General features: G+C 65.0%; 26 protein-coding genes and 1 tRNA gene. 18 read left to right on the top strand and 9 right to left on the bottom strand.

The window, feature by feature from the left end:
* Positions 1–90: 90 nt before the first annotated feature.
* On the bottom strand, positions 91–762 hold the full coding sequence (locus tag H0A72_RS21505) for a dihydrodipicolinate synthase family protein (protein WP_180158561.1): 672 nt from the start codon (positions 760–762) through the stop codon (positions 91–93).
* A gap of 40 nt (positions 763–802) precedes the next feature.
* Positions 803–1,411: a tripartite tricarboxylate transporter substrate-binding protein gene (locus H0A72_RS21500; RefSeq protein WP_180158560.1), complete on the bottom strand. Its 609-nt coding sequence runs from the start codon at positions 1,409–1,411 to the stop codon at positions 803–805.
* On the opposite strand from H0A72_RS21500, the gene H0A72_RS21495 reads away from it, so the two are divergent.
* Positions 1,382–1,786 carry a LysR substrate-binding domain-containing protein gene (locus tag H0A72_RS21495; protein WP_180158559.1) on the top strand — a complete coding sequence of 135 codons (405 nt, stop codon included), beginning with the start codon at positions 1,382–1,384 and terminating at the stop codon, positions 1,784–1,786. The genes H0A72_RS21500 and H0A72_RS21495 overlap by 30 nt on opposite strands.
* 79 nt (positions 1,787–1,865) lie before the next feature.
* Here the strand turns inward: H0A72_RS21495 and egtD are convergent, their stop codons facing one another.
* The 4 genes from egtD to H0A72_RS21475 all read right to left on the bottom strand — a co-directional run bounded on the left by egtD (position 1,866) and on the right by H0A72_RS21475 (position 4,386).
* The gene (gene egtD, locus H0A72_RS21490; protein WP_425502481.1) at positions 1,866–2,858 is read right to left on the bottom strand and encodes an L-histidine N(alpha)-methyltransferase; all 993 of its coding nucleotides are present in this window, start codon (positions 2,856–2,858) and stop codon (positions 1,866–1,868) included.
* Entirely contained in the window at positions 2,852–4,129 is a 1,278-nt protein-coding gene (gene egtB / locus H0A72_RS21485; RefSeq protein WP_180158558.1) for an ergothioneine biosynthesis protein EgtB, read from the bottom strand. Before egtB ends, egtD begins: the two co-directional genes overlap by 7 nt.
* Positions 4,126–4,275 carry a hypothetical protein gene (locus H0A72_RS21480; RefSeq protein ID WP_180158557.1) on the bottom strand — a complete coding sequence of 50 codons (150 nt, stop codon included), beginning with the start codon at positions 4,273–4,275 and terminating at the stop codon, positions 4,126–4,128. The genes egtB and H0A72_RS21480 overlap by 4 nt, the downstream gene beginning before the upstream one ends.
* A 34-nt stretch (positions 4,276–4,309) precedes the next feature.
* Positions 4,310–4,386: transfer RNA gene (locus tag H0A72_RS21475), tRNA-Val, on the bottom strand.
* Between the two features lie 351 nt (positions 4,387–4,737).
* On the opposite strand from H0A72_RS21475, the gene thrS reads away from it, so the two are divergent.
* The 6 genes from thrS (at position 4,738) to ptsP (ending at position 10,787) form a co-directional block, all read left to right on the top strand.
* Positions 4,738–6,672, top strand: coding sequence for a threonine--tRNA ligase (thrS, locus tag H0A72_RS21470; RefSeq protein ID WP_180158556.1), 1,935 nt, complete (start codon positions 4,738–4,740; stop codon positions 6,670–6,672).
* A 62-nt stretch (positions 6,673–6,734) separates the two neighbouring features.
* Positions 6,735–7,286, top strand: coding sequence for a translation initiation factor IF-3 (infC, locus tag H0A72_RS21465; protein ID WP_180158569.1), 552 nt, complete (start codon positions 6,735–6,737; stop codon positions 7,284–7,286).
* Positions 7,287–7,353: 67 nt separating this feature from the next.
* Positions 7,354–8,313, top strand: coding sequence for a glutathione synthase (gshB, locus tag H0A72_RS21460; protein ID WP_180158555.1), 960 nt, complete (start codon positions 7,354–7,356; stop codon positions 8,311–8,313).
* Position 8,314: 1 nt separating this feature from the next.
* Positions 8,315–8,716: a PTS sugar transporter subunit IIA gene (locus H0A72_RS21455; RefSeq protein WP_180158554.1), complete on the top strand. Its 402-nt coding sequence runs from the start codon at positions 8,315–8,317 to the stop codon at positions 8,714–8,716.
* A 21-nt stretch (positions 8,717–8,737) separates the two neighbouring features.
* Complete coding sequence (locus tag H0A72_RS21450; protein WP_180158553.1) at positions 8,738–9,007, top strand: HPr family phosphocarrier protein; 270 nt, start codon at positions 8,738–8,740, stop codon at positions 9,005–9,007.
* A gap of 76 nt (positions 9,008–9,083) precedes the next feature.
* Positions 9,084–10,787, top strand: coding sequence for a phosphoenolpyruvate--protein phosphotransferase (gene ptsP / locus H0A72_RS21445; protein ID WP_180158568.1), 1,704 nt, complete (start codon positions 9,084–9,086; stop codon positions 10,785–10,787).
* Between the two features lie 3 nt (positions 10,788–10,790).
* Here the strand turns inward: ptsP and H0A72_RS21440 are convergent, their stop codons facing one another.
* Entirely contained in the window at positions 10,791–12,017 is a 1,227-nt protein-coding gene (locus H0A72_RS21440) for an ammonium transporter (RefSeq protein ID WP_180158552.1), read from the bottom strand.
* 75 nt (positions 12,018–12,092) lie between these two features.
* Positions 12,093–12,431, bottom strand: coding sequence for a P-II family nitrogen regulator (locus tag H0A72_RS21435; protein ID WP_180158551.1), 339 nt, complete (start codon positions 12,429–12,431; stop codon positions 12,093–12,095).
* Positions 12,432–12,879: 448 nt separating this feature from the next.
* On the opposite strand from H0A72_RS21435, the gene H0A72_RS21430 reads away from it, so the two are divergent.
* The 11 genes from H0A72_RS21430 (at position 12,880) to H0A72_RS21380 (ending at position 22,592) form a co-directional block, all read left to right on the top strand.
* Positions 12,880–13,359, top strand: a complete 480-nt coding sequence (locus H0A72_RS21430) for a hypothetical protein (protein WP_180158550.1) — start codon at positions 12,880–12,882, stop codon at positions 13,357–13,359.
* 82 nt (positions 13,360–13,441) lie between these two features.
* Positions 13,442–13,720 (top strand): accessory factor UbiK family protein, encoded by a 279-nt coding sequence (locus H0A72_RS21425; protein WP_180158549.1) that lies wholly within the window; start codon positions 13,442–13,444, stop codon positions 13,718–13,720.
* Between the two features lie 177 nt (positions 13,721–13,897).
* The gene (locus H0A72_RS21420) at positions 13,898–15,406 is read left to right on the top strand and encodes a YifB family Mg chelatase-like AAA ATPase (RefSeq protein ID WP_180158567.1); all 1,509 of its coding nucleotides are present in this window, start codon (positions 13,898–13,900) and stop codon (positions 15,404–15,406) included.
* Positions 15,407–15,665: 259 nt separating this feature from the next.
* Complete coding sequence (gene rpmI, locus H0A72_RS21415) at positions 15,666–15,863, top strand: 50S ribosomal protein L35 (RefSeq protein ID WP_180071327.1); 198 nt, start codon at positions 15,666–15,668, stop codon at positions 15,861–15,863.
* Between the two features lie 16 nt (positions 15,864–15,879).
* A complete protein-coding gene (gene rplT / locus H0A72_RS21410) occupies positions 15,880–16,239 on the top strand; it encodes a 50S ribosomal protein L20 (RefSeq protein ID WP_180158548.1) in 360 nt (119 codons plus the stop codon).
* Positions 16,240–16,308: 69 nt separating this feature from the next.
* Entirely contained in the window at positions 16,309–17,331 is a 1,023-nt protein-coding gene (gene pheS / locus H0A72_RS21405; RefSeq protein ID WP_180158547.1) for a phenylalanine--tRNA ligase subunit alpha, read from the top strand.
* 30 nt (positions 17,332–17,361) lie between these two features.
* Positions 17,362–19,773 carry a phenylalanine--tRNA ligase subunit beta gene (pheT, locus tag H0A72_RS21400; RefSeq protein ID WP_180158546.1) on the top strand — a complete coding sequence of 804 codons (2,412 nt, stop codon included), beginning with the start codon at positions 17,362–17,364 and terminating at the stop codon, positions 19,771–19,773.
* 15 nt (positions 19,774–19,788) lie between these two features.
* Complete coding sequence (locus H0A72_RS21395) at positions 19,789–20,109, top strand: integration host factor subunit alpha (RefSeq protein ID WP_180158545.1); 321 nt, start codon at positions 19,789–19,791, stop codon at positions 20,107–20,109.
* 73 nt (positions 20,110–20,182) lie between these two features.
* Positions 20,183–20,605 carry a MerR family transcriptional regulator gene (locus H0A72_RS21390; protein WP_180158544.1) on the top strand — a complete coding sequence of 141 codons (423 nt, stop codon included), beginning with the start codon at positions 20,183–20,185 and terminating at the stop codon, positions 20,603–20,605.
* A 138-nt stretch (positions 20,606–20,743) separates the two neighbouring features.
* Positions 20,744–21,124, top strand: a complete 381-nt coding sequence (locus tag H0A72_RS21385) for a helix-turn-helix transcriptional regulator (RefSeq protein WP_180158543.1) — start codon at positions 20,744–20,746, stop codon at positions 21,122–21,124.
* An 82-nt stretch (positions 21,125–21,206) separates the two neighbouring features.
* Positions 21,207–22,592, top strand: a complete 1,386-nt coding sequence (locus tag H0A72_RS21380) for an L-serine ammonia-lyase (protein WP_180158542.1) — start codon at positions 21,207–21,209, stop codon at positions 22,590–22,592.
* Here the strand turns inward: H0A72_RS21380 and H0A72_RS21375 are convergent.
* A partial coding sequence (locus tag H0A72_RS21375; RefSeq protein WP_180158541.1) for an anti-sigma factor domain-containing protein occupies positions 22,573–23,143 on the bottom strand: 571 nt, incomplete at its 5' end. The two genes, H0A72_RS21380 and H0A72_RS21375, sit on opposite strands and share 20 nt — an antisense overlap.

Here is a 23,143-nt window from a genome sequence, read left to right as displayed (position 1 = left end):
GGTTTGCCATATCGGCTTTCCTGACGCCTCTGGCGAAGTTCGCAACGCCGACCACGAATTCCTTCTCATCGCCGCCGTTCGGCTCTATGCCTATGCTTCTGTAGCTTTGCCGGATCCGGTCACGGGCTTCGGCGGACAGGATCGGCACTTGATCACGCGGCTTGCCGATGTCGCGCACTCGGCATTCCATTGGACGCTCCACTGTATGGTGCAGGCTTGCGACAGCAATGGCATCATATCGAGGTGCACCGGCCCCAGCAGTATCTTGTCGCCGAGGCGCTCGGCGCACTCCATGGCACGAACGAGGTTGATTGCCTGGGTCAGCTTCACGGCTACGACAGAGGGCAGCTCAGCCAGCCTTTCAAAAGCGCCCAGCGCAATGCCGCTGGGATGCAGGTGCCGCAGTCTCGGGTTGTTTTGGGCATACAGCACGATAGGCAGGCGCGTGGAATCGATGAGCGTCTTGTACCAGTCGAACACCTCGTCTTCCGATGCCGGGTCCAGGTAGCGGGGCACCGGCACGGCACGGCTGCAGCCCGCTTTCTCGGCATGGGCCAGCAATTCCCGGTTGGCTTCCAGAGCCGCCTCGCCTACATACGCACCGACCAGTATCTCGCCCCTGCCTTCGTCGCAAGCAAGTTCGAGCACTCGTCGATATTCCAGGGGTTCGCACAAGGGCGCCACGGCGCTTGTGGAAAAAAACCCATGCCTGACGGACTGGCGCACGTCGTGTCGTATGCCGTCCTCATCCAGTTCACGCATGTTGGGTTTGTACGATGGCAATAGCAAGTTGTCTATGCCTTTATAGTGTTCTCTCGCCCATTGCTTTCCCGCCCCAGCCGGCCACATCGAAATCCGGGAAAGTCTCGGATACGGCGGGGACTTCCGGCAATTGCCGGGAGCGCTCCTTGTCGGCAGTGGCGAGAATCTTGACCTTGCCCGCGCGATACATTTCAAGGGCGGCGGCCTGGGCGGAGACCGCCAGATTGATATGGCCGCCCACGAGATCGGTCATGATCTGGCCGCTGCCTTTATAGGGAACATGCATCATGTCGATACCGGCTTTTTCTTTGATCAGTTCGCCCACCAGTTGATGCGGAGTTCCCACGCCGGGTGTGCCGAAAGTCAGCTTTCCGGGATTCTTGTTGGCATCATCGACCAGCGCGGGAAGGGAGTCGATACGGAAGTCGTTGTTCACCGCAAGCACCAGGGTATTGCGATACAGCATCGAAATCGGGGTGAAGCTCGTCAGTGGATCGTAGGCGAGGTTCGGGATGATGAACTTGAATCGCAGGTGGGCGCCCAGCTGTTCGTCCGCACGACACGCAAAGTCGACATTACCGAGGCCGGCGTCAGTTTGCTGCCCTATGCCAGAACCGCTTTGCATAATCTGGACGAGGCCGAACGGCACCTTGGCTTCCTGATCGATCAGGGGCAGCGCCGGTTGCGCATAGGCCTTACTCCGCTGGTCGCCTCCACCGTGCTGCCGGCGCTTTGCCGGCAGTTCATGCAGGCTCAGCCACAGATCACTCTGGAAATCGTCGACGCCGATCGCGAGGTGTTGCAGCCCATGGTGGAAAGCGGCGATCTGGATGCGGCTTACGGTTTGTTCTTCGATTCCAAGTTTGGGCTGGTGCGCCGCAGAGTTTTCACCGGCGGGTTGGCCTTGCTATCACCCAAGGCAGACTTCTCCCAAGCTGGACTTCTTCTGTGTCACCAAAGCGGGCCGCGCCACGCCTGCGGCCATCGACGTTTTTTCCAGCATGATCGCGGACAAGTGCGGTAGCCTCGCATGAGCAGACCGCTTTCAATGGCACGATGAATGGCGCGGCGCCAGGCAAACCGTTTTCAAAGCCTGAACGAGATCAACCCCGCGCCTCGAGCCAATGCAGGCTGAACATCCGGTCCGGATCGGTCCACACCGTGGCGGGAACGAACCCCGCCTCCGAGGCAAGCGTGCGCAGCCCGCCGATCGTGAATTTATAAGAGTTTTCCGTATGCAGCGTATCCCCCTGCGACATCCGGAAACAGCGGCCGTCCAGGTGAATCTCCTGGGGCCTGCGGCACATCAAATGCATTTCGACCCGATGCTCCGGCGCATTGTAGAACGCGCAGTGAGCGTAGGCGTCCAGGTCGAAATCAGTGCCCAGCTCGCGATTGGCCCGAGCCAGCACGTTCAAATTGAATGCGGCCGTCACTCCCTGGCTGTCGTTGTAGGCGGCATGCAAGATGGCCGGATCCTTGATCAGGTCCACGCCCAGCAACAGCGCCCCGCCGCGCAGCTGGCCGCGCAGCATGCGCAGAAAACGCAGCGCCTCCGCGGGGTGCATGTTCCCGAGCGTCGAGCCGGGAAAAAAGCCGATCCGCCTTTTCACCCGCGGCGGACATGCAGGCAGCGCCAGATCCTCGGTGTAGTCGCCGACGATGGGAATGACCAGGACTTCCTCCGGATAGGCCTCTTGCAGCGCCCGCGCGCTGGCGCCCAGATGCTCGCCCGATATGTCGATGGGCAGATAGCGGGCGGGGCCGTCCAGCGCGTCCAGAATGGGCCTGATCTTGTGCAGCGAACCGGCTCCGTATTCCACGATTTCGGCGTCGCAGCCGATATGTCTTGCAATGTCGGGCGCGCAGGCCCGGAGCACCGACATTTCGCAGCGCGTCGGATAATACTCCGGCAGTTCGCAGATGCGATCGAACAGCCGGGAGCCCTGTTCGTCATAAAAATATTTTGGCGACAGGCTGTGCGGAGCCGCCGCGAGCGCGCGGACCATGTCGCTCAGGAAAGGCTCGGGCATGGCGGTCTCCGCGGCGAAAGGCATGTCGGCCAGCGTTTCGCCGCCAAATTCTTGTTTCAGCATGACAGGTCCCTGGCGAGCCGCAATCCGGAGAACTGCCAGCGCGCCCCGGGCGGGAAAAAGTTTCGATACGTCGGACGGACATGCCCGGACGGCGTGGCGTGGCTGCCGCCGCGCAGCACCAGCTGGCCAACCATGAACTTGCCGTTGTACTCGGCGGGCGCCCCTTCCATCGGCCGGAAGCCGGGATACGGGTCGTAGGACGACCGGGTCCATTGCCACGCATGTCCGGTCAGCTGCTCCAGGCGCGCATCCCGGGCGGCGGCTTCCCATTCGAATTCCGTGGGCAGCCTGGCGTCCGCCCATTGCGCATAGGCGGCGGCTTCATAGAAGGACAGCTGCATGACCGGCTCGGTTTCCGCCCATGGCTGGACGCCGCGCAGGCCGAATACTTTCCAGCCCGAGGCGCCGTCCGGAATCCAATAGGCGGGATGGCGCCAACCATGGGCCTGGACGGCGGCCCAGCCGTCCGAAAGCCAGAGTTCCGGCTTGCGGTAGCCGCCGTCGTCGATGAAGGCGGCGAAATCGCCGCAGCTGACCAGGCGGGCGCCAAGCTGGTAGGGCGGCAGAAGAACGTCGTGCCGCGGTGTTTCATTGTCGTAGCAGAACGCGGCGCCGGGCTGGCCGAAGGCCGGGCAGCCCACCGAGGCGCGCCCGCCGGCGAAACCGACCCATTCGGCCGGGCCGTTCGTGGCCCCGGCCCGGGCGGGATCGAGTCCGTCCGCATCGGGATAGGGGTAGTGGACGTCGTAAGCCGGCTTCAGCGGGTTGCACCAGAAGGCGTGCAGAATGTCGGTGAGAATCAGCTCCTGGTGCTGCTGCTCATGGTTGAGCCCCAGCCGCAGCAGGCGCCAGGCCTCGTCCCATCTATGCTCGGGGCATTCGTCCACCAGCCTGTGCATGGCTGCGTCGATGTGCTGGCGATAGCGATGGACGTCCTCCAGGCCGGGACGCGAAATCAGCCCGCGCGACGGCCGCGCCAGCCGCGGGCCCAGGGCTTCGTAATAGGAATTGAACAGAAAGAGATACTGTTCGTCGTAAGGGCGGTAGCCGGGCAGGAAGGGAAGCAGCAGCAGGGCTTCAAAAAACCAGCTGGTATGCGCGAGATGCCATTTGCAAGGGCTCGCTTCGGTCATGGATTGCAGGCACTGGTCCTCCGGCGACAGCGGCGCGGCAAGCCGAAGCGTATGGGAGCGCACGGCGCGGTAGGCCTCGTGGGCATGGACTCGCGCCAGCGATCGGGAGGGAAGGGCATGGTCTGGTAAAGGATTCATGAGTCATTGCACGGGTCGGGATGGCGGTTCGTCGACATCAGCAATTTCCATGCCGGGCCTTCCGCGCTCGCATCATGGCCATGCCGGGCCGAGCGGGCAATAAAAAACCCGCAGAACCAATGTTCATGCGGGTTTTTGGGCTTCATGGGCAGTTATCGACGCCCATGCAAAGCATATGTCTGGTAGGCAGTACTGGATTCGAACCAGCGACCTCTACGATGTCAACGTAGCGCTCTAACCAACTGAGCTAACCGCCTAAGAAGAACAGCATTCTAAACCAGATTTTTCATCGCTGTCAAATAGCGGCCAGCCTGGCGCGGCCAGGCCCGCAGGCGCCGTGCATGAAAGAGCATTTTTGCAACGGATTGGCACAAAAACCGGCCCGGATGGCGGGATTCACGCCCGCATGCGGCATGGGCGGCGGGGCGTGGTGTTACACTGGTGTTTTGAAATTTGCACGCTTGCCCCCATACAGCATGAACACGACGCGAACTACGACCCGGCATTTCTAGCTGTCACCGCGTTCCTGTTTACCCGCTTGCTAGCAATAAACAACGATACACCCAAAACGCGGCGAGTGCCGCGTTTTTGCATTTTCAGGACGACTTATGGTTCAAATCACCTTGCCCGACGGCTCGCAGCGCGAGTTTCCGGGTCCCGTCTCGGTCGCCGACGTTGCGCATTCCATTGGTGCCGGCCTGGGCCGCTCCGCGCTTGCCGGCCGCGTCGCCATGGATGGGCGGGAACCACGGCTGGTCGACACCAGCTTCGTGCTCGACAAAGACGCGCAGCTTGCCATCGTCACCGCCAAGGATCCGGAAGGCCTGGACCTGATCCGCCATTCCACGGCCCACTTGCTGGCCTATGCCGTCAAGTCGCTCTTTCCGGATGCGCAAGTGACCATCGGCCCGGTCATCGACAACGGCTTCTATTACGATTTCTCCTATAAGCGTCCTTTCACGCCCGAAGACCTGGAGGCCATCGAAAAGAAGATGGCGGAACTGGCCAAGAAGGACGAGACCGTGACGCGTGAAGAATGGCTGCGCGACGACGCCGTGGCCTTCTTCAAGAGCATAGGGGAACACTACAAGGCCGAGATCATCGCGTCGATTCCGTCGAACGAGCCCATCAGCCTGTATCGCGAAGGCGATTTCATCGACTTGTGCCGCGGCCCGCACGTGCCGTCCACGGGCAAGCTGAAAGTGTTCAAGCTGATGAAGGTGGCGGGCGCCTACTGGCGGGGCGACAGCAACAACGAGATGCTGCAGCGCATCTACGGCACCGCCTGGGCCACCAAGGAAGAGCAGGCGGCCTATCTCACCATGCTGGAGGAGGCCGAACGCCGCGACCACCGCAAGCTGGGCCGCGAACTGGATCTCTTCCACTTCCAGGAAGAAGCGCCGGGCCTCATCTTCTGGCACCCCAAGGGCTGGATCCTGTGGCAGGAGGTCGAGCAGTACATGCGCGCGGTCTACCGGGACAACGGCTACCAGGAAGTCAAGGCGCCGCAGATCCTGGATCTCTCCTTGTGGAAGAAGACCGGGCACTGGGACAACTATGCCGAAAACATGTTCACGACCGAGTCCGAGAACCGGGTGTACGGGCTCAAGCCCATGAACTGTCCCGGGCACGTGCAGATCTTCAACGCCGGCCTGCATTCGTACCGCGAGCTGCCCATACGCTACGGCGAATTCGGCCAATGCCACCGCAACGAACCCTCAGGCTCGCTGCACGGCATGATGCGGGTACGGGGCTTCACCCAGGACGACGGCCACATCTTCTGCACGGAAGACCAGTTGCAGGACGAATGCGTGAACTTCACCGCGCTGCTCAAGAAGGTGTACGCCGATTTCGGGTTCACCGAGATCCTGTACAAGGTGGCGACCCGGCCCGAAAAGCGCATCGGCTCCGACGAAGTCTGGGACAAGGCCGAAAAAGCCCTGATGGACAGCCTGGACCGCACGAATTGCGAATACGAGGTATCGCCGGGCGAGGGCGCCTTCTACGGCCCCAAGATCGAATACACGCTCAAGGACGCCATCGGGCGCCATTGGCAATGCGGCACCATACAGGTGGATTTCTCCATGCCGCAGCGGCTGGGCGCCGAGTACGTGGACGCCTCCGACCAGCGCAAGACGCCGGTGATGTTGCATCGCGCCATACTGGGTTCGTTCGAGCGCTTCATCGGCATGCTGATCGAGAATCACGCGGGCGCCATGCCCGTTTGGCTGTCGCCGGAGCATGCGGTGGTATGCTGCATTTCCGAAGCGTCGGCCGATTATGCCGCGGAAGTCGCCCTAAGCCTGAAAAAACAAGGGTTTAGAGTCAGTTCGGATTTGCGCGGTGAAAAAATCACCCGTAAAATCCGTGAACACAGCATGCAGAAGGTGCCGTACATTCTCGTCGTCGGCGAAAAAGAGCGCGAAGGCGGCAAGGTGGCGGTGCGTGGCCGAGGCGGAATAGACCTGGGGGTCATGTCCCGGGAAGATTTCGCCCGTCGCCTTCAAACGGAAATCGAAGTCCGCCACAGCGGGCAAGCCTGATTTTTACCGCCGGGGCGCCCCAAGGTAAAAACGCTTTTTTATAACTTTTAGGAGTCTTAGACATCGCAACCGAAAAAGCACATCGCATCAATGGTGAAATTCGTGTCCCCGAGGTGCGTCTCATAGGAGTGGATGGAGAGCAATTGGGGGTATTGAAAACCTCCGAAGCCCTTCATCTGTCGGAACAGCACGAAGTCGACCTGGTTGAAATTGCGCCCAATGCGTCGCCGCCGGTCTGCCGGCTGATGGATTACGGCAAATTCAAGTACCAAGAACAAAAGCGCCAGCAGGAAGCGCGCGCCAAGCAAAAAATCATCCAGGTCAAGGAAGTCAAATTCCGCCCCGGAACCGACGAAGGCGACTACCAGGTCAAGCTGCGCAATCTGCGCCGCTTCATCGAGGAAGGCGACAAGGCGAAGGTCACGCTGCGCTTCCGCGGCCGTGAAATGGCCCACCAGGAACTCGGCATGCGAGTGCTCGAACGCGTTCGCGACGACTTGGCCGAGCTCTGCCAGGTGGAAGCCATGCCCAAGCTGGAAGGCCGGCAAATGGTCATGGTGCTGGCTCCGCGCAAGAAGGCGACGGCCGGCAAAGCGGGCGAAACCGTCTCCTGATCCTGAATTCTTCAACATGTCCCGCGCCGGCGCGTGTACGGCGCGGGAATGCACGCAGGTGTCCCTCATGCATGTATTGTTCATTATCGATCCTCTACCGTCGCTCAAGGCCTACAAGGATACGTCGGTCGCCATGATGCGCGCGCTGGCGGCGCGCGGCCACACGATCAGCGTGGCGTACCAGGGCGGCCTGTACATCGACGAGGGGGTGGTCATGGCCGAGGCCATGGGCATCGATCTCGTCCAGGGCGCGGACTTGCACGAACATGCATGGTGGCGGCCCCGGGGCAATGTGCAGGAAACCCGGCTGTCCGAGTTCAGCGCGGTCCTCATGCGCAAGGATCCCCCCTTCGACATGGAATACGTGTACGCCACGCACCTGCTGGAATACGCGGAGGCCCAGGGCGCGCGCGTGTTCAATTCGGGCGCGGCGCTGCGCAACCACCCCGAGAAGCTGGCGATCACCGAATTCGCCGAGTTCACGGCGCCCACGCTGGTCACCCGCAACGTCGTCCGCCTGCGCGCTTTCCATGCCAAGCACCGCGACGTCGTCGTCAAGCCGCTGGACGGCATGGGCGGCACCGGCATCTTCCGCTTGCAGCCCGACGAGCACAACCTGAGCTCCATCCTGGAAATGCTCACCGGCTTCGGCACGCGCACCATCATGGCGCAGCGCTATATCCCCGAGATCACCGACGGCGACAAACGCTTGCTGCTGATCGCCGGGCAGCCGGTGCCCTACGTGCTGGCCCGCATTCCCCTGGCCGGCGAAACCCGCGGCAATCTGGCGGCGGGCGGCCGCGGCGTGGCGCGCGAGCCCACCGCCCGCGACCTTGAAATCGCGCAGGCCATCGGCCCCAAGCTGGTCGGCAGGGGGCTGCTGCTGGTCGGCCTGGACATCATTGGCGATTACGTCACCGAGGTCAACGTCACCAGCCCGACCTGCTTCGTCGAAATCACCGAGCAGACCGGCTACGACGTGGCCGCCCATTTCGCGGCGGCGCTCGAGCACGCGGTAGGCCTCTGACATGGCCCGCATCGCGCTCGTCATGCACGAGCCGCTGGGCGCGGCATTCAAGGCCTGTGCCCAGCACGTGCTCGGGCAGGAACCCGAACTGACCGTGTTCGACGTGCCGCCCGATGCCGATCCGGACGAGCTTTCCGTGCGGCTGGCCCGCATCCTGCTCGACCATGCGGCCGACCCGACGCTCATTCTTTGCGATATATTTGGCGCAACGCCTTTCAATATCGCCAAGCGGGCGCTTAAACTGGCAACCGAACGCGGCATGGTCGCGCACCTCATCACGGGCACCAACCTGTGCATGGTGCTCAAGGCCCTGACCGAACAGCAGGAAAACCCCGAACAGCTCAGTGAGACCGTGCGCCTCGGCGCGCTGCGCGGCATCGTCGACGCAGACCAGTTCAACTGAGCCAAAAGCAACAAGAGTCCTATGGCAACCGTCGACATCGTCATCAGCAACAAGCTCGGCCTCCACGCGCGCGCCGCCGCCAAGCTCACGCAGCTGGCCAGCCGATACAGCAGTGAAATCTATATCGCCCGTGGCGCGCAGCGAGTCAACGCAAAGAGCATCATGGGCGTCATGATGCTGGCGGCCGGCCTGGGCGTGACCGTCAAGGTCGACGCCACCGGAGACGACGCGGAACAGGCCCTGCAGGACATCCAGGCCTTGTTCGCCAACAAGTTCGGCGAACAGGAATAGCGCCTCGCGATCCCATCGTGCCGCAATGACCGCCACCACTACATATCGGCAGCCGAGCTTCTGCGCCATGCTGTGCATGCACGGGCAGGGCGTCGTAAAGGGCTATGCCATCGGCAAGGCGGCGGTCATGAGCGCGGCCGCCCTGGAAGTCGCGCACTATCGCATCGCGCCCGAGGACGCCGAAGCCGAATGCGAGCGCCTGAAGTCCGCAATCATCGTCGCGCGCGACGAATTGCAGCACATGGCCGCCACGCTGCCGGACGACGCGCCCCGCGAGCTGGGTCCCTTGCTGACCGTGCACAGCCTGCTGCTGGACGACCCCATGCTGTACCAGCAGACTTGCGGGCTCATCCAAGAGCGCCTATACAACGCCGAATGGGCCCTGACCAGCCAGGGCCAGCTCCTGGTCGAACAGTTTTCCCTGATGGACGACGAATACCTGCGCGAGCGCGCGGCGGACATCCGGCAGGTCATAGAGCGGGTGCTGCGCGTGCTGTCGGGCTCGACGGCGCTACTGGCCAATCTCGACGGCGACGCGTCCAACGAGCCTTTCATCGTCGTGGCCCGGGACATCTCGCCCGCCGACATGCTCCGGCTGCGCGGCGGCCGGTTCGGTGGCTTCCTGACCGACCTGGGCGGGCCGACCTCCCACACGGCCATCGTCGCGCGCAGCATGAACGTGCCGGCCGTCGTCGGCCTGGGCCATTTCCGCGCCCTGATACGGGACGGCGACACGCTGATCGTCGATGGCTTCTCGGGCGCGGTCCTGGTCAATCCGCCCGAGCGGGTGCTGGCGGAATACCGCCGGCGGCAGGCCGACTACGCTGCCGAGCGGGCGGAGCTGGCCTTGCTGCGCGATGCGCCGGCCATGACGCTGGACGGCATCGCGATCAAGCTCGAAGCCAACATCGAATTGCCCGACGAGGCCGTCGCCGCCGTCGAGGCGGGCGCCGACGGCATAGGCCTGTTCCGCAGCGAATTCCTCTTCATGGGCCGCCCCGACCTGCCCACCGAGGAAGAGCAATACCAGGCGTATGCCTCGGTCGTGAAGACCATGGGCGGGCGGCCGGTCACCATCCGCACCCTGGACCTCGGTTCCGACAAGACGCTCGACGGCGACGTCACGGTCGCCACCAATCCGGCGCTGGGCCTGCGGGCGATCCGCTACTGCCTGGCCAACCCCGAAATCTTCGCCACCCAGCTGCGCGCCTTGCTGCGCGCGTCCCAGCACGGGCACGTGCGCATCCTGATCCCGATGATCTCGCACATGCATGAAGTGCGCGCCACGCGCCAGGCGATCGAATCGGCGCGCCGCGAGCTCGACGAACGGGGCGTGCCCTACGGGCGCGACTATTCCCTGGGCGCCATGGTCGAGATACCGGCCATCGCCATCGCCATCGAGCCCTTCGTCGAATCGCTGGACTTCCTGTCCATCGGCACCAACGACCTGATCCAGTACACCCTGGCCATCGACCGCGGCGACACCGACGTGGCCGACCTGTACGACCCCATGCATCCCGCCGTGCTGCGCCTGATCGCCCACACGATCAATGCCGGAGAGCGCGCCGGCAAGCCCGTGGCGGTGTGCGGCGAAATGGCGGGGGACGCGCGCATGACCAAAATGCTGCTGGGGCTGGGCCTGACCGAATTTTCCATGCATCCGCAGCAGTTGCTCGATGTCAAGAAGGAAATCCGGCAGGCCCATACGAACGCCTTGCGGGTGAAGGTCGCATCGGCGCTGAATCGGGCGGAGCGCATCGATCTCGCGGCCTTGCCCTGACGCTCAGCGGTGGTAGGCGGTCTCGCCGTGCGAATGGATGTCCAGCCCTTCACGCTCGGCATCGCCGCCGACCCGCAAGCCGACAGCCTGGTCGGCGATGAAATAAGCCAGCCAGGCGACGGCCGCGGACCAGACCACGGTGATCAGCACGCCTTCCAGCTGCAGCCATAGCTGGCCGGGTATGGCCGCCATGCTGTCCAGGCCGGGGCCGCCCAGGGCCTGGGCGTTGAACACTCCGGTCAGCAGCGCGCCCACGATGCCGCCCACGCCGTGGATGCCGAACACGTCCAGCGTGTCGTCCGCATCGAGCATGCGCTTCAAGCCGTTCACGCCCCAAACGCAGGCCGCCGCCGTCGCCACGCCGATGACCAGCGCGCCGCCGGGGCCCACCAGCCCGGCGCCGGGGGTGATGCCGACGAGGCCCGCCACGGCTCCGGAGATGCCGCCCAGCAAGGACGGATTGCCCTTGTGGATCCACTCCACGACCGCCCAGGAAAGAATGCCCCCGGCGGTGGCGATCAAGGTGTTGAAGAAAGCCAGCGCAGCGGTTTCGTTCGCGCTCAGCGCCGATCCGGCGTTGAAACCGAACCAGCCGACCCAGAGCAGGGCGGCGCCTATCATGGCCATGGGCAGGTTGTGGGGCTGCATGCCTTCGCGGCCGTAGCCGATGCGCTTGCCGATGAAGTAGGCTCCCACCAGAGCGGCGACCCCCGAATTGATGTGGACGACGGTGCCGCCCGCGAAGTCGAGCGCGCCGCGTTCCAGCAGCCAGCCGCCCGGGCCCCAGACCATGTGCGCGATCGGCACATAGCAAAGCGTCATCCAGATCGCGGTGAACACCAATACCGCCGCATAGCGCGCGCGTTCGGCGAAGCCGCCCACGATCAGCGCGCAGGTGATGCCGGCGAAGGTCGCCTGGAACGACGCGAAGCTGAGCTCGGGCACCGTGCCCGACAAGGCGAACCCGCCCGAGGCCAGGTCCAGCATGCCGCTGAACAGCAGGCGGGAGAACCCGCCCACGATGGCATTGCCTTCGGTGAAGGCGAGCGAATAGCCGTACACGAACCACAAGACGATCGCCAGCGCGAAGACGGTGGTCACCTGGACCAGTACGGACAGGACATTCTTTGCGCGGACCAGGCCGCCATAGAAAAGGGCCAGGCCGGGCACGGCCATCAACAGTACCAGCAGGGTCGAGACGCTGACCCACGCCAAATCGGCTTTATCCATTATTCAACTCCTGTATGCGGACGGGCCTGTCGGCCAGTGCCCGGACCGCGGTATCAACGGGTTCATGGTTGCGGTTCACAGCGCGCTTTCGCCGGATTCTCCCGTCCGGATCCGGACCGCTTGATCGATGGGTGTGACGAAAATCTTGCCGTCGCCGATCTTGCCGGTGTGCGCGGCGGCGCATAGCGTCTCGATGGCCCGTTCCACGATGCCGTCGGCCACGGCCATTTCCAGTCGCAGCTTGGGCAGAAAATCGACGGTGTATTCCGCGCCCCGGTACAGCTCGGTGTGCCCCTTCTGGCGGCCGAAGCCTTTGACTTCCGTGACCGTCATTCCCTGGATGCCGATTTCGGACAGCGCCTCCCGGACCTCGTCCAGCTTGAACGGCTTGATGATGGCGGTAATGAGCTTCATTGCGTTTCCTCATGGTCATGAACTGATGAGAGGGTCAACGCAATACCTGTGCCAACTTTTGTCGCGGGCCGCTCCGCGGGCCGCGACGTGGATGGAGCGCTGAACTGGTGCATCCAGGCGCCGCCCGCACCGAAACAGGGCGCTCGCAGCGTGCACAAAACTGTAACCAGACGAGAGGGTGGAGCGGCTTTTGTATCTTGCTGTGATGGTCCGGATCGCCCGCGGAGCGCTGGAAAGCCCCGCCTGGCATAGGTTTGGGGCGCAATTGCGGAAATCGGGCGCGCCCGCCTGAAATCAGGATTTACACGGCCTGGCGCTTGACCCCGCAACGCGTCGCTAGAATTGTTACTAAGCCATTTGTAACGCGCACGCTGCTGCGCAGCCGCTGAACCGCTCGTCGCAACGGGATAGCGCGCAATGGCGAGCGACGTTGAACAGTGAGGAAACCATGGAAAGAACTCGTACACATTTGACCCTGATCGCGATGGCCGCGTCCATGAGTCTGCTGGCCGCATGCTCCAAGGGCGAAGACGCCGAGGCTCCGATGAACACCGCGCCTCCGGTCGAAACGCCTGCGCCGGCGCCCGCGCCGGAAACCGCCCCCCCGCCGGCCCCCAGCCCGGCGCCCGCGCCCAGCCCCGCGCCGGGGCCCACGCCTTCGGACGTGCCGCCGCCGTCGTCGGGCATGGCGCCCTCCGAAGGGCCCACCGCCGGCGAGCGCATGAAGGAATCGGCCAAGCAGGCGGCCGGCACGGTGGCCGCCAAGGCGGGCGAATTGAAGGACAGCGCCGCCCAGAAGGCCGGGGAAGTCGGCGATGCGATCCGGCAGGGCGCCGCCAAGGCCGACCGTGCCATCCAGGAGTCGATCGGCAACGGCAACACCTATGCCTCCGGCAACGCCGCGTCGTCCGGCCAGACCAAGCCTTGATTCTTCGGCAATGCTCCGTTTTTTCATTACACTTACAGTCTCGTGCGATTGATTCGCCGATTTGAACGAACTGGAGAATGCCATGATTCATCGCACCGACTGGATGGAAGACTTTCAGAAGAACATCTCTGAGCTCATCGCCAAGAGCCCGGCCGCCGACATCGAGCGCAACATCAAGGCCATGATGGCGCAGACATTCTCCCGTCTCGACCTGGTCACGCGGGAAGAATTCGACGTGCAGGCGCAGTTGCTCGAGCGTGCGCTGGCCCGGATCACGGCGTTGGAGTCCCGCGTCCAGGCGCTTGAAGGCCGTCCCGACACGCCGTTGCAGGCCGGCCCCACGGCCACCGGAACCGAGTGAGGTTTCGGCGGGTCCGGGGCTGCGCGGCCCTGGGCCCCGGCCGCTGGACGGCGGCCGGCGCGGCTCCGTGCCTCTACGCATGGACCGATGCGCGGCAAACGCAAGCCGCAAGGCTCTTGCGCATCCCATAATCTCATGCATGGCGCCGAATCCCAGGCGCATCGCATGAGGTCATCCATGTCCATCGCCATATTGGCCAGCCGGGCGCTATACGGCATGCAGGCTCCGCCCGTGCGGGTGGAAGTCCACGTCGGGCCGGGCCTGCCCGCCTTCCATCTGGTGGGGCTGCCCAGCGCGGGCGTGCGTGAAAGCCGCGAACGCGTCCGTTCCGCCATCATCAACAGCGGCTACGAATTCCCCCCGGGCCGCATCACCGCGAACCTGGCGCCCGCCGACCTCCCCAAAGAATCCGGCCGGTTCGACCTGCCCATCGCCTTGGGCGTGCTGCTGGCATCCGGGCAGGTTCCCATGCCCGGCGGCTCGCCCGATCTGCGCGCGCACGTGTTCGCGGGCGAGCTCTCGCTCACGGGCGCCATCGTTCCCGTGAACGCGCCGCTCGCCATCGCCCTGGAAGTCGCCCGCGATTCGCCGGAAGCCGTCCTGGTCCTGCCGCAGGGGTGTGCGCAAATGGCGGCGCGGGTGCCCGGTTTGCGGGTGCTGGGCGTGTCCACGCTGGCGGAGCTCGGCGCGTATTTCAGCGGGGGCGGCGGGCTCGAGGCCGCCCGGCCGGCGCCGTGGCCGGACGAGCCCGAAGCGGAGCTCTGCCTTTCGGAGCTGCGCGGGCAGGCGCAGGCTCGCCGCGCCCTGGAAGTCGCGGCGGCCGGCGGCCACAGTTTGCTGCTGTGCGGGCCGCCGGGCACCGGCAAGAGCATGCTGGCGTACCGGCTGCCCGGGCTGCTTCCCCGGCTGGCCATCGAGCACGCCCTCGAAGCGTCCGCGCTCGCCAGCCTTGGCGGCGAGCGCAAGCCCTTGAGCAATCATCCGCCTTTCCGCGCGCCGCATCACTCCGCTTCCGCGCCCGCGCTGGTCGGGGGCGGGGCCCATCCCCGGCCCGGCGAAATCAGCCTGGCCCATCGCGGCGTTCTATTTCTGGATGAGCTGCCCGAATTCCAGCGGCGGGTTCTCGAAACTTTGCGCGAACCGCTGGAAACAGGCCGGGTGGCCATCGCCCGGGCGGCGCGCACGCTGGTGTTCCCGGCCGACTTCCACCTGGTGGCCGCCATGAATCCTTGTCCCTGCGGCTGGCTGGGCCACCCCCGCAAGCATTGCGGCTGCACCCCGGATCAGCTCTCCTCCTATCGAAGCCGTTTGTCGGGGCCGCTGCTGGATCGCATCGATCTGCAGATCAGCCTGCCCGCGGCTACCGGCGACTGGATGGATGAACCGCCGGGCGAGGCGTCGAGCGGGGTCAGGCGGCGGGTGCATCGGTGCCGGGAGCGCCAGCACGCGCGGCAGGGCTGCGTCAATGCCAAGCTCGGGGTGGCGCAGCTGCAGGCGCATTGCAGGCCGGATCCGGCGGCGGAGCGTTTGCTGCGCGAAGGCATGCAGCGCTGGGTGTGGTCGGCCAGGGTGGTCCACCGGGTGCTCAGGGTGGCCCGCACGTTGGCGGATTTGGCCGAGCAGGACGAGATCCTGGCGGTGCATGTGGCCGAGGCGGCCCAGTATCGGCAGCCATGGGCCGATTGAGAGCTGGCGCGCATGCGCCGTGGTTGCTTGCGCCCCAGTCCCCATTAGACAAAACCCAAAATTCCATCATATAATCAAGGGCTTTTCCTAGAAACGTTGCGTGTTTACGGAACGGTAGGGGAAAAGCCGCAGCCTTGGGGGTCCCGGTTTTGCAAAACAGGGGGCCCGCGGGCACAACCAATAAGTGGGTTTTGGGTCATGCAAGCGCAGCCAGCAAGTTTTGGCGGCCACCCGGATTCACCAATCACCGAGTTACATCATGCCTAAGATGAAAACCAAAAAAGGCGCCGCAAAGCGCTTTAAGGTTCGTGGTAGTGGTTCCATCAAGCGGGGCCAGGCGTTCAAGCGCCACATCCTCACCAAAAAGACGACCAAGAACAAGCGCCAACTGCGCGGTTCCGCCGCGGTGCACGACTCGGACGTCGCATCGGTCAAGGCAATGTTGCCTTTCGCTTGATTAACGGAGATCTACTATGCCACGCGTAAAACGCGGCGTCACTGCACGCGCCCGTCACAAAAAAGTCATCAAAGCCGCCAAAGGCTACCGCGGCCGCCGCGGTAATGTCTTTCGCATCGCCAAACAGGCGGTCATGCGCGCAGGCCAATACGCCTACCGCGATCGCCGCAACAAAAAGCGCACCTTCCGCGCCTTGTGGATCACCCGCATCAACGCGGCATGCCGCGAGCTGGGCATCACATACAGCGCATTCATCGCAGGCACCAAGAAAGCCTCGATCGAACTGGATCGCAAAGTGCTGGCCGACATGGCCGTCAACGATAAGGCAGGCTTCGCAGCCGTAGTCCAGCAAGCCAAGTCCGCTTTGGCAGCCTGATCGATTTCGATTCTGTATCATTGTGAACGGGGCTCAGTCGGGCTCCGTTTGCATTTGGAAAAGCGATATATGACTTCTTCAGTGGATGACCTGATCGTTCAGGCAAAAGAACAGTTCGCCCAGGCCGGCGATGCGGCCGCCCTAGAAAACGCCAAGGCCCGCTTTCTCGGAAAGCAGGGCGCCTTGACGGCGATGATGAAAAGCCTGGCCCAGCTGCCGCCAGAGCAGAAAAAGGCGGAAGGCGCCCGGATCAACCAACTGAAGCAGCAAGTCGAAACCCTGCTCAACGAGCGCCGCGCCGAATTGGCGCAGGCCCAGCTCGATCGCCGCCTGGCGTCCGAAACCATCGACGTCACCCTGCCGGGGCGCGGGCGCGGCGTGGGCGGGATACACCCGGTCATCCAGACCTGGCAGCGCGTCGAGGCCATTTTCCGGTCCATCGGCTTCGATGTGGCCGACGGCCCCGAGATCGAAAACGACTGGACCAACTTCACCGCGCTGAACAACCCGGAAAACCATCCGGCGCGCTCCATGCAGGACACCTTCTACGTCGACATGCAGGACGCCCAGGGGCTGCCGCTGCTGCTGCGCACTCATACCAGCCCGATGCAGGTGCGCTATGCGCGCATGCACCAGCCGCCCATCAAGGTCATCGCTCCGGGGCGCACCTATCGCGTCGACAGCGACGCCACCCATTCGCCCATGTTCCACCAGGTCGAAGGCCTGTGGATCGCCGAAGACATCTCGTTCGCCGACCTCAAGGGCGTCTACACCGACTTCCTGCGCGAGTTCTTCGAAACGGACGATCTGTCGGTGCGTTTCCGGCCGTCTTTCTTCCCCTTCACCGAACCCTCGGCCGAGATCGACATGATGTTCACCTCCGGACCCAACCAGGGGCGCTGGCTGGAAATCTCCGGCTCCGGGCAGGTGCATCCCCAGGTCGTGCGCAATTTCGGGTTGGACCCGGAACGCTACATCGGCTTTGCCTTCGGCTCCGGTCTGGAGCGGTTGACCATGCTGCGCTACGGCGTGAACGACCTGCGCCAGTTTTTCGAGGGCGATCTGCGCTTCCTGCGCCAGTTCAATCGCTAAGACCCGACACCGAATCCGACGAGTAAACCTATGCTATTTCCAGAATCGTGGCTGCGCGCTTTTGTCAATCCGGACCTCGACACCGACGCCCTGGCGCATCGTCTCACCATGGCGGGCCTGGAGGTCGAGGGCACGGCGCCCGCGGCGCCGCCGTTCAGCGGCGTCGTGGTGGCCCGCATCCAAGAAATCGCCCCGCACCCCAATGCCGACAAGCTCAGGGTCTGCCAGGTGGACGACGGTTCCGGCGCCATGCTGCAGATCGTATGCGGCGCGCCCAACGCCGCGGCGGGCATCAAGGTGCCGCTGGCGCGCGTGGGCGCCGAACTGCCCGGCGGCATGAAGATCGGCAAGGCCAAGATGCGCGGCGTGGAGTCCTCGGGCATGCTGTGTTCGGCGCGCGAGCTGGGCCTGTCGCAAGACCATGCCGGCCTGCTGGAGCTCGATGAGGACGCGCCCGTGGGCGCCTCGCTGCGCGATGTCCTGGATCTCGACGATACGGTGTTCGAGCTCAAGCTCACGCCGAACCGCGCCGACTGCCTTTCCATCCTGGGCGTTGCGCGCGAAGTATCCGCCCTGACCGGCGCGTCGCTGTCCTTGCCGCGCTTCGACCCCGTTCCCGTCACCTTGCAGGACCGCCTCCCGGTCGAGGTCCAGGCGCCCGATCTGTGCGGGCGCTTCTGCGGGCGCGTGATCCGTGGCGTGAACGCCAGGGCGCAGACGCCGGCCTGGATGAAGTCGCGCCTCGAGCGGGCCGGCCAGCGCTCGGTCTCCGCGCTGGTCGACATCTCCAACTACGTCATGCTCGAACTGGGCCGCCCCACGCACGTGTTCGACCTGCGGCGCATCCAGGGCGGGCTGACGGTTCGCTGGGCGCGCGCCGGCGAGCGCCTGGAACTGCTGAACGGCCAGATCGTCGATCTGACGCCCGACGTCGGCGTCATCGCGGCGGGCGAGGTCGTCGAAAGCATGGCGGGCATCATGGGCGGCGAGGCCACCGCCGTCACGCTGGACACGACCGACATCTACCTGGAAGGCGCTTTCTGGTGGGCCGAGGCCATCATGGGCCGGCCGCGCCGCTACAAAGTCAGCTCCGAAGCCAGCCACCGCTTCGAGCGCGGCGTCGATTTCGCCTCGATCCCCGAACACCTGGAGTTCACCACCCGGCTGCTGATCGACATCTGCGGCGGCCAGGCCGGCCCGCTGGACGACCAGCTCGTCAATACGCCGCCGCGCGAGCCGGTCCGCATGCGCCTGGATCGCTGTCACCGCGTCCTGGGCGTGCCCGTATCCAGGGACGAGGTCGCCGGCATCTTCACCAGCCTGGGCCTGCCGTTCCAGATCGAAGACGGCGACGTGTTCGTGGTCACGCCGCCCTCGTACCGTTTCGACCTCTTCATCGAGGAAGACCTGATCGAAGAGGTCGCCCGCATCTACGGCTTCGAGCGCATTCCCGACGTGCCCCCCCGTGCGCGCGCGAAAATGCGGGTCGAACCCGAGACCCTGCGCGGCCCGCACGCCCTGCGGGCCCGCATGGCGGCGCAGGACTACCAGGAAGTGATCAACTTCTCCTTCGTCGAAGAGGCCTGGGAACGCGACTACGCCGGCAACGCCGACCCCATCCGGCTGATCAACCCCATCGCCAGCCAGCTGGCGGTCATGCGTTCCAGCCTGATCGGCGGCCTGGTGGCCAACGTCATCCACAATGCCAACCGCAAGCAAAGCCGCGTGCGGGTCTTCGAGCTCGGCCGCGTGTTCACGCGCGATGCGTCCGTCGCCGACGGCGACCTGGCGGTGGCCGGCGTGAGCCAGCCGCAGCACCTCGCCGCCGCCGCCTGGGGCCCGGCGGTCGACGAGCAATGGGGCGCCGACACCCGGCCGGTGGATTTCTTCGACGTCAAGCGCGACCTGGAAAACCTGCTGGGCGTGCTGGCGTCGCGCTTGCGCTGCATCCCGGCCCCGCATCCCGCCCTTCATCCGGGGCGGTCGGCGCGCCTGGAGATCGACGGCCGGCCCATAGGCTGGCTGGGCGAGCTGCACCCGCGCTGGGCCCAGCAGAACGACTTGCCGCATGCGCCGGTCGTGTTCGAAATCGACGCCGACGCCGTCTCGGCCGTGCCGCTGCCGGTGCCGTCGGAGGTGTCGCGCCAGCCGGTGGTGATCCGGGACCTGGCGGTGTGGGCGCCCGACGGCGTCTCCTGCCAGGATTTGTTGGACACACTCGCCCGCAAGATTCAAACTAATGCTAATCTTGGCATCGTCAGAGACATCAGATTGTTCGACGTCTGGCGTGACAAATCCGCCCAAAACCCAGAGAAAAGCATGGCTTTCCGCTTCTGGCTCCAGGATCGCGAAGCCACGCTGGACGACGCCACCGTCGAGCAATGCCTTTCAATGCTGCTTGAAGCGCTGGTGGGCGCCCACGGCGTACGCCCGCGCACTTAAGGAGCCCTATCTATCATGAATCCGGATCGCACCCTGACCAAAGCGGAACTGGCCGAGCTTCTGTTCGACCGCGTGGGCCTGAACAAGCGCGAAGCCAAGGACATCGTGGACACCTTCTTCGAGGAAATCCGGGAATCCCTGGCGCGCGGCGTCGAAGTCAAGTTGTCCGGCTTCGGCAATTTCCAGGTGCGCGACAAACCCCCCCGGCCGGGACGCAATCCCAAGACGGGCGAGGTCATTCCCATCGCGGCGCGCCGCGTCGTGACCTTCCATGCCAGCCAGAAGCTCAAGAGCGTGGTGGAAACGGCCGGCAAAGCCGCGCCCGACGCGGAATGAGCAAAAGCCGGGCAGGGCGGCCGCCGGCCGGCCCCCTTACATTGTGGTCTTCTAAACGGCATACAATCTGCACATGAGTACTAGCGAAACTTCGGTCACCTTGCCTCCCATACCCGCCAAACGCTATTTCACCATCGGCGAAGTCAGTGAGCTGTGCGGCGTCAAGCCCCACGTTCTGCGCTACTGGGAGCAGGAGTTCACGCAGCTCAAGCCGGTCAAGCGCCGGGGCAACCGCCGCTACTACCAGCACCACGAAGTGCTGCTCATCCGCCGCATCCGCGACCTTCTTTACGAACAGGGCTTCACCATCAGCGGAGCCAGGAACCGCCTGGGCGACCTGAACGACGTGCCGCGCGACCAGGACGCCGCCGTTCGCCTGAGCGCGGCCGAATTGCAGGGCTTGCGCAACGACCTCGCGCAGCTGCGCGACATGCTCGACGACGCGCTCGAGCCCCGCGACGGCGCGGAGGCTCAAGGCGGACTGCAGCTTTCCTGATACACGCTTTCGGCCCGCGCCGCCGACAACGTCAACAATTGTCAAGGCGCGCAAAAACGCTTGGACAAACCAGGGCGGGGTACCTAGAGTTCACGGTATATGTGTCTCGTATACCGTACCCAAGCGTCCGGCGACTGTTTGAACGATCAGATGTTGCTGGTGTACGCAAAACAGTTCCTGGCGTCCAGGTTGTCGGATCCTCCCAAGCTGGAAGAGGTCGCCGCCGTGTTCGGCGTGTCCAAATATCGCCTGACGGAGGTCTTCAAGAGCTCGCTCGGCACCACCGTGGCGGGTTTCCTGCGTGAGGAGCGCATGCGCCGGGCGCAGCGCCTGCTGGCCCAGACTTCCCTGGGCCTGGAAGCCATCGCCCGGCAGGTGGGTTTTTCCTGCGCGGCGAACTTCTCGAACGCCTTTCGCGAATACGTGGGCGTCTGGCCCAGCGAGTTCCGCGACAACGCCCCGCTGGAGGCGCTGACGTCCATGCAGGGGGCCGTGCGCTGGACGTCGTCCAGGCCTTGAGCCCGCGCCGGGGGTAGAATCATGCCCATGAGAACCGGTGCCGTGCGCGGCCGCGCGCAAGACGAACCAAAGGTGCTTCGACATGACACTCTCGGTATTTGACATATTCAAGGTCGGTATCGGCCCGTCCAGCTCGCATACGGTCGGGCCGATGCGGGCGGCGCGCAATTTCGTCCGCAACCTGCGGGACAGAGGCCTGCTCGACCGGACCGGGGCGCTGTCGGTCGATCTGTATGGTTCGCTGGCCGAGACGGGCAGGGGCCACGCCACCGACGTCGGCATCATGCTGGGCCTGATGGGCCATGCGCCCGACACCATCGAGCCGGATCGCATCGGCCCGCTCATCGCCGGCGTCCGGCAAAGCGGCGGCCTGTCCATCGCGGGCACGCATCCCATCGCCTTCGACCCCGAGCGCGCGTTCTCCTACCGCATCCGGCCGCTGTCCGAACACCCGAACGGCATGCGGTTCCGCGCTTTCGCCGGCGACGGCCGCGAGCTCAGCGCGGAGCGCTACGTGTCCATAGGCGGGGGCTTCATCCGGGCGCTCGATTCCATCGAGACCGATGAAAGCACGCCGCAGCATGATCCCATGCCTTACCCCTTTTCCACCGGCCAGGGCCTGCTGGACCTGTGCGCCGGCACCGGGCTGTCGATCGCTCAGATCATGCGGGCGAACGAGGCCGTGCTGGCGCCCATCGAACAGGTCGAAGCGCGCCTGCTGGCGATCGCGAGTGTCATGAACGCATGCGTGGACCGAGGCATCGGCCTGGGCAACGACCAGGCCGATGCCTTGCTGCCCGGCGGACTGAAAGTCCGGCGGCGGGCGCCTTCGCTGTTTCGCGAACTGCAGCGCCGGGACGACAGCAACGACGGCCTGCGCGCCATGGAGTGGGTCAATCTGTACGCCATGGCGGTCAATGAAGAAAACGCCGCGGGCGGGCGCGTGGTCACGGCCCCGACCAACGGCGCCGCCGGCCTCGTGCCCGCGGTGCTGCGCTACTACCAGACCTTCATTCCATCATGGAGCGAGGCCGGCGTGGTCGACTACCTGCTCACCGCCGCGGCCGTCGGTTTCCTCTACAAGGAAAACGCCTCGATCTCCGGCGCCGAAGTCGGCTGCCAGGGGGAGGTCGGCGTGGCCTGTTCGATGGCCGCGGCGGGGCTGGCCGCCGTCCTGGGCGGCACGCCGCGCCAGGTCGAGAACGCGGCCGAGATCGGCATGGAGCACAACCTGGGGCTGACCTGCGATCCGATAGGCGGGCTGGTGCAGATACCCTGTATCGAGCGCAACGCCATGGGCGCCGTCAAGGCGATCAATGCCGCCCGCCTGGCGCTGCAGGGCGACGGCATACACCACGTTTCCCTGGACGCGGTCATCGAAACCATGCGGCAGACCGGCGCCGACATGCGCAGCAAGTACAAGGAAACCTCGCGCGGCGGGCTGGCGGTCAACGTGGTGGTGTGTTGACGGCCGCCGGCGCGGTGCCCAGCGCCACGACCCGGCCTATGTAGAGCACGGGCCCGGACGGGTCGGCGCTGCGCGACCCGCCTTGGGGTTCCAGCGTCATTTCGAAGATCTGCCCCACGCTCACGGAGCCCAATAGCTCGGCCGGCACCGTGACCGGGCGGTTCGGGTCGATGAGCCCCAGGGAGCGGGGCTGCGGCATGCCCGCCGTATGGGTCCAGAGCTGCACGGAAGCGTCGGGCGGCACGTCGGTGTTCACCTGGGGCATCATGTGGACGTTCTGCTGATGATCGATGGTGAGCACCCAGGCGGGCGTGGAGCTTTGCCCGGGCGCCTGCAGGACGGCGGCCTGGGTGGGCGCGACCTCGAGTATGGTCACGGGCGGCGCCGACGGCTTGGCGGGCGCCAGCCCGAGCACCAGCGCGATCCCCGCGAAGACCACGGTGCTGAGCCGCCAGAACCAGATGTTCCCGCCCTTGCCGGCCGGCCGGGCGTTCCCGGCGCCCCGCGCGGCTTGCGGCGGCTCGGGCGCCGGGGACGCCGGGCCGGCGTTC

Source organism: Parapusillimonas granuli, assembly GCF_013416525.1.
GTDB lineage: Bacteria > Pseudomonadota > Gammaproteobacteria > Burkholderiales > Burkholderiaceae_B > Parapusillimonas > Parapusillimonas granuli.
This window is presented reverse-complemented; position numbering and strand designations above follow the sequence as displayed.

What these genes read in the sequence shown, in the direction of transcription:
- H0A72_RS21505 (WP_180158561.1), bottom strand. Translation starts at nt 762, where the DNA reads ATGCGTGAACTGGATGAGGACGGCATACGACACGACGTGCGCCAGTCC.
- egtD (WP_425502481.1), bottom strand. Translation starts at nt 2,858, where the DNA reads ATGCTGAAACAAGAATTTGGCGGCGAAACGCTGGCCGACATGCCTTTC.
- egtB (WP_180158558.1), bottom strand. Translation starts at nt 4,129, where the DNA reads ATGAATCCTTTACCAGACCATGCCCTTCCCTCCCGATCGCTGGCGCGA.
- H0A72_RS21480 (WP_180158557.1), bottom strand. Translation starts at nt 4,275, where the DNA reads ATGAAGCCCAAAAACCCGCATGAACATTGGTTCTGCGGGTTTTTTATT.
- thrS (WP_180158556.1), top strand. Translation starts at nt 4,738, where the DNA reads ATGGTTCAAATCACCTTGCCCGACGGCTCGCAGCGCGAGTTTCCGGGT.
- gshB (WP_180158555.1), top strand. Translation starts at nt 7,354, where the DNA reads ATGCATGTATTGTTCATTATCGATCCTCTACCGTCGCTCAAGGCCTAC.
- H0A72_RS21455 (WP_180158554.1), top strand. Translation starts at nt 8,315, where the DNA reads ATGGCCCGCATCGCGCTCGTCATGCACGAGCCGCTGGGCGCGGCATTC.
- H0A72_RS21450 (WP_180158553.1), top strand. Translation starts at nt 8,738, where the DNA reads ATGGCAACCGTCGACATCGTCATCAGCAACAAGCTCGGCCTCCACGCG.
- ptsP (WP_180158568.1), top strand. Translation starts at nt 9,084, where the DNA reads ATGCACGGGCAGGGCGTCGTAAAGGGCTATGCCATCGGCAAGGCGGCG.
- H0A72_RS21440 (WP_180158552.1), bottom strand. Translation starts at nt 12,017, where the DNA reads ATGGATAAAGCCGATTTGGCGTGGGTCAGCGTCTCGACCCTGCTGGTA.
- H0A72_RS21435 (WP_180158551.1), bottom strand. Translation starts at nt 12,431, where the DNA reads ATGAAGCTCATTACCGCCATCATCAAGCCGTTCAAGCTGGACGAGGTC.
- H0A72_RS21430 (WP_180158550.1), top strand. Translation starts at nt 12,880, where the DNA reads ATGGAAAGAACTCGTACACATTTGACCCTGATCGCGATGGCCGCGTCC.
- H0A72_RS21425 (WP_180158549.1), top strand. Translation starts at nt 13,442, where the DNA reads ATGATTCATCGCACCGACTGGATGGAAGACTTTCAGAAGAACATCTCT.
- H0A72_RS21420 (WP_180158567.1), top strand. Translation starts at nt 13,898, where the DNA reads ATGTCCATCGCCATATTGGCCAGCCGGGCGCTATACGGCATGCAGGCT.
- rpmI (WP_180071327.1), top strand. Translation starts at nt 15,666, where the DNA reads ATGCCTAAGATGAAAACCAAAAAAGGCGCCGCAAAGCGCTTTAAGGTT.
- rplT (WP_180158548.1), top strand. Translation starts at nt 15,880, where the DNA reads ATGCCACGCGTAAAACGCGGCGTCACTGCACGCGCCCGTCACAAAAAA.
- pheS (WP_180158547.1), top strand. Translation starts at nt 16,309, where the DNA reads ATGACTTCTTCAGTGGATGACCTGATCGTTCAGGCAAAAGAACAGTTC.
- pheT (WP_180158546.1), top strand. Translation starts at nt 17,362, where the DNA reads ATGCTATTTCCAGAATCGTGGCTGCGCGCTTTTGTCAATCCGGACCTC.
- H0A72_RS21395 (WP_180158545.1), top strand. Translation starts at nt 19,789, where the DNA reads ATGAATCCGGATCGCACCCTGACCAAAGCGGAACTGGCCGAGCTTCTG.
- H0A72_RS21390 (WP_180158544.1), top strand. Translation starts at nt 20,183, where the DNA reads ATGAGTACTAGCGAAACTTCGGTCACCTTGCCTCCCATACCCGCCAAA.
- H0A72_RS21380 (WP_180158542.1), top strand. Translation starts at nt 21,207, where the DNA reads ATGACACTCTCGGTATTTGACATATTCAAGGTCGGTATCGGCCCGTCC.